This window comes from Falsiroseomonas oryzae, from assembly GCF_027856955.1.
Taxonomy (GTDB): Bacteria; Pseudomonadota; Alphaproteobacteria; order Acetobacterales; family Acetobacteraceae; genus Falsiroseomonas; species Falsiroseomonas oryzae.
In genome coordinates, this window is record NZ_JAPSMD010000316.1 from 1 (window position 1) to 6390 (window position 6390).

Below are 6390 nucleotides of genomic sequence, written 5' to 3' on the forward strand. Positions count from 1 at the left end.
ATCGGCTCGGCGCGGGCACGTTGCCCGTCCGCACCGAACAGCACGCCGCCGCGCAGCGCCACGCGGCAGGGGCTGTTGCGCAGCGGCGCGTGCCCGGCTGCCGCGATGCCGTCGAGCAGGCAGCCCTGCAGATCCACCACCAGCCGCGGCCGCTCATCCGCCGCGTCGCGCACGGCACGCAGCAGGCCGGGCCCGGACCCCGTGTGCACGGCGATGTCGCCCGGCCGCAGGAAGGCCTGTGCCGGGCCATCCGGCAGGGTGACGCGCAGCGGCGGCAGCGGCAGCGGATCGAAATGCGCGACACCGCCGCGCACCTGGCAGTCGAGCCGCGTCGCCTCCCCCAGGAAGCCGGCAACGAAGGGCGTGGCGGGATCGCGCAGCAGCGCCTCTGCCGTGTCGCACTGCACGATGCGTCCGCGCTCCATCACCGCGACGCGGTCGGCCATCTCCATCGCCTCCTCCTGGTCGTGGGTGACCAGGATGGTGGAGATGCCCAGCCGCTCGTGCAGCCCGCGCACCCAGCGCCGGACATCCTTGCGCACCAGCGCGTCCAGCGCGCCGAATGGCTCGTCGAGCAGCAGCAGCCGCGGCTCGATGGCCAGCGCGCGGGCCAGCGCCACGCGCTGGCGCTGCCCGCCCGAGACCTGGTCGGGGTAGCGCCGCTCCAGCTCCGGGATCTGCACCAGCGCCAGCAATTCCCGCACGCGGCGCGCGATCTCCGCCGCGGGCGGGCGGCGCTTGCGGACCTTCAGGCCGAAGGCGACGTTGTCGAACACCGTCATGTGACGGAACAGGGCGTAGTGCTGGAACACCACGCCGATCCGCCGTTCGCGCGCCGGCACGCCGGTCATGTCCTCGCCCTCGATGCGGACGCTGCCGGCATCGCTGCCTTCGAGCCCGGCGAGGATGCGCAGCAGCGTCGTCTTGCCCGAGCCGGAGGGGCCGAGCAGCGCGACGAACTCGCCGCGCGCGATGTCGAGCGAGACGCCTTCCAGCGCCGCGGTGGCGCCGAAGCGGCGGACGACGTCGCGGATCTGGACGCTCATGCGGCACCTCCGGCCCGGCGGCCTGCGGCGCGTTCCAGCAGCGTCTTGGCGGCGAGGGTGACGAGGCCGAGCAGCGCCAGCAGCGCGGCGACGGCGAAGGCACCGGCGAACTGGTACTCGTTGTAGAGGATCTCGACATGCAGCGGCATGGTGTTGGTCTCCCCGCGGATGTGGCCCGACACGACGGACACCGCGCCGAACTCGCCCATGGCGCGGGCATTGCAGAGCAGCACGCCGGCCAGCAGCGCCCATTTCACGTTGGGCAGCGTCACGCGCAGGAAGGTCTGCAGGCCGGAGGCGCCGAGGGTGGCGGCCGCTTCCTCCTCCTCCCGCCCCTGTTCCTGCATCAGCGGCATGACCGTGCGCGCCACGAAGGGGAAGGTGACGAAGACGGTGGCGAGGACCAGGCCGGGCAGCGCGAAGATCACCTGGATGTCGCGCGCCTGCAGCCAGGGCCCGAGCCAGCCCTGCGCGCCGAAGATCAGCACGAAGACCAGGCCCGCGATGACCGGCGAGACGCTGAAGGGCAGCTCGATCAGCGTCACCAGCAGCCGCTTGCCCGGGAACTCGCATTTCGCGACCGCCCAGGCCGCGGCGACGCCGCCCACGAGGTTCACCGGCACGGTGATCGCGGCGACGGCCAGGGTCAGGCGGATGGCGGCCAGGCTGTCCTCCTCGAGGATCGCCGCGAGGGCGACCGGCAGGCCGCGGCGCAGCGCCTCCACGAAGACGGCGGCCAGCGGCAGCGCCAGCAGCACGACGGCGACGAGGATGGCCGCGCCCGCCAGCAACGCGTTGGCCCAGGGCGCGTCGGCATGGGCCGGGCGGAACCGCGCGCTCATCGGCGCCCCCGGCGGAGCGTCCGCTGCAGCAGGTTCAGCCCGAGAAGGATCGCGAAGGACAGCAGCAGCATGGCGAGCCCGACCGACGCCGCGCCGGCATAGTCGAACTGCTCCAGCCGGATCACGATCAGCAGCGGCGCGATCTCGGTCTGCATCGGCATGTTGCCGGCGATGAAGATGACGCTGCCGTATTCGCCGACCGCGCGCGCGAAGGCCAGGCCGAAGCCGGTCAGGAGCGCCGGCGCCAGCGCGGGCAGCACCACGCGGCCCAGCGTCTGCGGACGGGTCGCGCCGAGCGTCGCCGCCGCCTCCTCCGCATCGCGGCCCATGTCGCGCAGCACGGGCTCGACCGTGCGCACGATGAAGGGCAGGCCGACGAAGACCAGCGCCACGACGATGCCGGCCTGGGCATAGGCGACCTGCCAGCCGAAGACTGCCATGAGCGGCGCGCCGAGCCAGCCATTCGGCGCGAACAGCGCGGTCAGCGCAATGCCGGCGACCGCGGTGGGCAGCGCGAAGGGCAGGTCGATGGCGCCGTCCAGCACGCGGCGCCCCGGGAAGTCCAGCCGGACGATCGTCCAGGCCAGCAGCAGGCCGAGCGGCAGGTTGACGAGCGAGGCGACCAGTGCCGCGCCGAAGGACACGGCGAGCGCCGCGAGCACGCGCGGCTCGGCCAGCGACTGCGCCACGCCCGCGACGCCGAGTTCCCACGGCTTGATCGCCAGCGCCGCCAGGGGAACGACCACGATCAGCCCGACCCAGGCGAGCGTCACCCCGAGCGTCAGCCCGAGCCCGGGGACCGGCGCGACGCGCGATGGCCGTGCCCAGGCGAGCGTCGCGCTCATCGTGATGCGATCCCTGCTCTCATCGCGCGGTGATCCGGTCGAAGACGCCGCCGTCGTTGAAGTGGGTGCGCTGCGCCTCGGCCCAGCCGCCGAACACCTCGTCCACGGTGATCAGGTCCATGCGCGGGAAGCGCGCGGCGTTGGCGGCCAGCAGCGCCGCGTCGCGCGGGCGGTAGAAGTGCTTCGCGGCCAGGGCCTGGCCTTCCGGCTCGTAGAGGCCGCGCAGATAGGCCTCCGCCGCCGCGCGCGTGCCGCGCCGGTCCACATTGCCGTCCACCACCGCGACGGAGGGCTCGGCGAGGATCGAGAAGGACGGGTAGACGATCTCGAGGCCCGCGTCCCTGAACTCCTCCAGCGCCAGATGCGCCTCGTTCTCCCAGGACAGGAAGACGTCGCCCTGGCCGCGCTGGGCGAAGGTGGTCAGCGAGCCGCGCGCGCCCGTGTCCAGCACCGGCACCTGGCGGAACAGCTGGCGCGTCGCGGCCTCGGCGGTGGCGGCGCTGCCGCCGGGCTGGCGCAGCGCCCAGCCCCAGAAGGCGAGGTAATTCCACCGCGCGCCGCCCGAGGTCTTCGGGTTCGGCGTGATGATTCGGACATCGGGCTTCAGCAGGTCGCCCCAGTCGCGGATCGCCTTCGGATTGCCGCGGCGAACGAGGAAGACGATCGTGCTGGTGTAGGGCGCGCTGTTGTACGGCAGGCGCGTCATCCAGTCCCGCGCGATCAGGCCGCGCTCGGCGATGGCGTCGATGTCGTAGGCGAGCGCGAGGGTGACCACGTCGGCCTGCAGCCCGTCGATGACGGAGCGTGCCTGGCGGCCCGACCCGCCATGCGAGGTGTTCACCCGCAGCGTCTGTCCGGACTGCGCGCGCCAGCGCGCGGCGAAGAGCTGGTTGTACTCGCGATACAGCTCGCGCGTCGGATCGTAGGAGACGTTGAGCAGCGTGCCGGGCTGCTGCGCCATGGCGGGCGTCGCGACGGCCCCGGCAAGGGTTGCGAGAAGGGCGCGCCGGGTCGGCGCGATACCGCGGTACGGCATCGGTCTGGACTCCGAGATGGACAGGAGGCGGAGGGAGCTGGCGGGGTCAGCCGCCGCGCTGGGGGAGCCAGCCGGGGCCGTAGGCACCCCCGGGACAGGGCGCTTCGTGCCGCGCGGCGATGCGCTCCAGCGTGCCGGCCATGTCTCGCAGGGCGGCGGCGGCCTCGCGCAGCTCGGCGGCGCCGCGGGCGCCGCCCATCAGCGACAGCAGGGAGGCGACGGCGCCGGCCGCCTCCAGGGGAGAACCAACTCGGCGGGTCGGGTCGGTGGTGGTCACCACAGGGGCCTCCGTCGGGTCATCGCGCCAGATCGATCCGGCACCGATAAACCCTATCGAGTCTGTGGGGATTACGTCAACGCATTTCTGCCATGATGTCGGCTGCTGGCTCCGTGCCGGCGGAGGCGGCGAATTGCGCCAGGCTCGTGCCGTCCAGGATCTGCGCCATCGCGTCCCGGACCTCGCGCATCAGCCGGCGGATCGCGCAGCTCGGCGGATCGGCGCAGTCCGTGCAGGGGCGGTAAGCGGTGAGGCTGGCGCAGGGGATCGGCGCGAGCGGGCCGTCGAGGGCGCGGATCAGGTCTCCGATCGCGATGCGCTCGGCCGGCCGGGCCAGCGCGTAGCCGCCTGCCTTCCCGCGCCGGCTGGTGAGGAAGCCGTGGCGCTTCAGATCCAGCAGGATGGCTTCCAGGAACTTCGGCGGGATGTGCCCGCCTTGCGCCAGGTCGGGGATGGAGATCGTGCCGCCTGGCGGGCAGTTCGCCGCGAGCAGCGCCATGGCGCGCAGGCCGTATTTCGCTCGCTGGGTGAGCATGATGGTTCCGCTGGGCCCGTGCTGGCTGGCAGAAAAACTCTATCGGATAGATCGGATTTAGGAAGCCCTTGCGCCGGCAAGGACGCGCCGGCCGCGGATCAATCGGCGAAGCGCCCGACCGGCACGCCGGCGATGCCGGGATCGAGGGCGAGCAGCGTGCCGTCGCGCGGCGTGGCGCGGCCATCCGCCGGGCGCAGGCTGGTCACGAACAGCGTGCGCAGCCCGGGGCCGCCGAAGCACGGCATGGTGGGCGCGGCGACCGGCAGCTTGATCACGCGGTCGAGCCGGCCATCCGGCATCCAGCGATTGAGCCGGCCGGCGGAGACGCCGGCGCTCCAGTAGCCGCCCTCGGCGTCCATCGCGGCGCCATCCGGCCGGCCGGTCGCCGCGTCGGGCCGCGCCACCTCGCGGCGATCCGTGGCCGCGCCGGTCGCGGGATCGTAGCGCCAGGTCCAGATGACGGAGGCCCGGCTGTCGGAATGCCAGAGCGTCCGCCCGTCCGGGCTCCAGGCCAGGCCGTTCGATACGATCAGCCCGTCGGCCAGCAGGGCGCAGTCCCGCGCGCCGGGATCGAGGCGCCACAGCGCGCCGGTGGCCGCCTTCTCCGGCCGGTCGTCCATGGAGCCCACAAGGAAGCGGCCCTCCGGCGAGACCTTGCCGTCGTTCAGCCGGTTCGCCGGCCGGTCGCGTTCCGGCGCGGCGAGGAGGTCGAGCGTGCCGTCGGTTGGGTCGAAGCGGTGGATGCCGCTCCTCAGGGCCAGCAGCACTGCGCCGGACCGGCAGAGGCCGAGGGAGCCGACCGGCTCCGCCAGCGGCCAGGTCTCGGTCGCGCCGGTCGCGGGGTCGGTGCGGTGCAGGGCGGGCGCGCGGATGTCCACCCACCACAGCCGCCCGGTCGCTTCGTCCCAGACCGGGCTTTCGCCGACCAGGGCGCGAGGTGCGGCGTCGAGGATGCGAATCGGCGCGACGGTCACGCCCGCATCTTGCATTTCATAAAATCGAATGTCTAGGATGCGCGATGGCCAGCCCCCGACGCCTCGATGCCGCCTCGCTCTCCACCCCCGCCTATGCGCGGCTGCGCGCGCGGCTGCGCGACGAGATCCTCTCCGGCGCCTGGCCCGCCGGGGAGCACCGCACCCTCTCGCAGCTCGCCGGCGCGCACGGCGTCTCCATCAGCCCGGTGCGCGAGGCGCTGCTCGGCCTGGAGGGCGAGGGGCTGGTGCAGATCCGCCAGCACCGCGGCGCCGTCGTCCCGGTGCTGGACGCCAGGCTGTTCGCCGACCTCTACGACCTGCGCGGGGCGCTGCAGTCCGTGCTGGCGCGCCGCGCCGCGGAACGCGCGACGCCCGAGCAGCTCGCCGACATGGCCCGCCACGAAGCCGCCTATGCCGAGGCGGCCGCGTGCGGCGACGCCGCTGCGGCGCTCGAGGCCAACGAGGCGTTCCACGACGCGATCGAGGCCGCCGCCGACAACCCGCAGGCCACCGCGATCTACAAGGCCCGCAGCGCCTTCGTGAACGCGGTGCGCCTGCGGCTCGGCTTCGGGGCGCAGCGGATGGGCCAGGCGGCGGCGCAGCACCGCGCGATCCTCGCCGCCATCGCCGCCCGCGACGCCGAGGCGGCATCCGCTGCGGCCTTCGCGCATGCCATGGCCGCGAAGGCCGACCTCCTGGCGCAGCTCTGAGCCGCGCCGGGCCGCTGCAGGATCGCATGAGGAGGACGGCTCCATGACCACGCTCACCCGCCGCCGCGCGCTGGCCCTGATGGCGGCGGCGACGGCAGCCCGGTCCGCCCGCGCGCAGGGGGCCT

The 6390-nt window shown here is 73.7% G+C and carries 8 protein-coding genes; 1 reads left to right on the forward strand and 7 read right to left on the reverse strand.

From position 1 onward, the window contains the following. The 7 genes from OZN99_RS22845 to OZN99_RS22875 form a co-directional block, all read right to left on the reverse strand. Nucleotides 1-1046: sulfate/molybdate ABC transporter ATP-binding protein (locus tag OZN99_RS22845; RefSeq protein ID WP_270937562.1), on the reverse strand; the 1046-nt coding region annotated here is incomplete at its 3' end. Further along, nucleotides 1043-1888, reverse strand: coding sequence for a sulfate ABC transporter permease subunit CysW (cysW, locus tag OZN99_RS22850; protein ID WP_270937563.1), 846 nt, complete (start codon nt 1886-1888; stop codon nt 1043-1045). The genes OZN99_RS22845 and cysW, both read right to left, overlap by 4 nt. Further along, the gene (gene cysT, locus OZN99_RS22855) at nt 1885-2733 is read right to left on the reverse strand and encodes a sulfate ABC transporter permease subunit CysT (protein WP_270937564.1); all 849 of its coding nucleotides are present in this window, start codon (nt 2731-2733) and stop codon (nt 1885-1887) included. The genes cysW and cysT overlap by 4 nt, the downstream gene beginning before the upstream one ends. 19 nt (nt 2734-2752) lie before the next feature. Then, complete coding sequence (locus tag OZN99_RS22860; RefSeq protein WP_270937565.1) at nt 2753-3769, reverse strand: sulfate ABC transporter substrate-binding protein; 1017 nt, start codon at nt 3767-3769, stop codon at nt 2753-2755. Between the two features lie 46 nt (nt 3770-3815). Continuing rightward, nucleotides 3816-4046, reverse strand: a complete 231-nt coding sequence (locus tag OZN99_RS22865) for a hypothetical protein (RefSeq protein WP_270937566.1) — start codon at nt 4044-4046, stop codon at nt 3816-3818. 76 nt (nt 4047-4122) lie between these two features. Next, nucleotides 4123-4581, reverse strand: coding sequence for an RrF2 family transcriptional regulator (locus tag OZN99_RS22870; RefSeq protein WP_270937567.1), 459 nt, complete (start codon nt 4579-4581; stop codon nt 4123-4125). Nucleotides 4582-4679: 98 nt separating this feature from the next. Next, complete coding sequence (locus OZN99_RS22875) at nt 4680-5555, reverse strand: SMP-30/gluconolactonase/LRE family protein (RefSeq protein ID WP_270937568.1); 876 nt, start codon at nt 5553-5555, stop codon at nt 4680-4682. 44 nt (nt 5556-5599) lie between these two features. On the opposite strand from OZN99_RS22875, the gene OZN99_RS22880 reads away from it, so the two are divergent. After that, complete coding sequence (locus OZN99_RS22880; RefSeq protein ID WP_270937569.1) at nt 5600-6265, forward strand: GntR family transcriptional regulator; 666 nt, start codon at nt 5600-5602, stop codon at nt 6263-6265. Nucleotides 6266-6390: the final 125 nt, after the last annotated feature.

What these genes read in the sequence shown, in the direction of transcription:
- cysW (WP_270937563.1), bottom strand. Translation starts at nt 1,888, where the DNA reads ATGAGCGCGCGGTTCCGCCCGGCCCATGCCGACGCGCCCTGGGCCAAC.
- cysT (WP_270937564.1), bottom strand. Translation starts at nt 2,733, where the DNA reads ATGAGCGCGACGCTCGCCTGGGCACGGCCATCGCGCGTCGCGCCGGTC.
- OZN99_RS22860 (WP_270937565.1), bottom strand. Translation starts at nt 3,769, where the DNA reads ATGCCGTACCGCGGTATCGCGCCGACCCGGCGCGCCCTTCTCGCAACC.
- OZN99_RS22870 (WP_270937567.1), bottom strand. Translation starts at nt 4,581, where the DNA reads ATGCTCACCCAGCGAGCGAAATACGGCCTGCGCGCCATGGCGCTGCTC.
- OZN99_RS22880 (WP_270937569.1), top strand. Translation starts at nt 5,600, where the DNA reads ATGGCCAGCCCCCGACGCCTCGATGCCGCCTCGCTCTCCACCCCCGCC.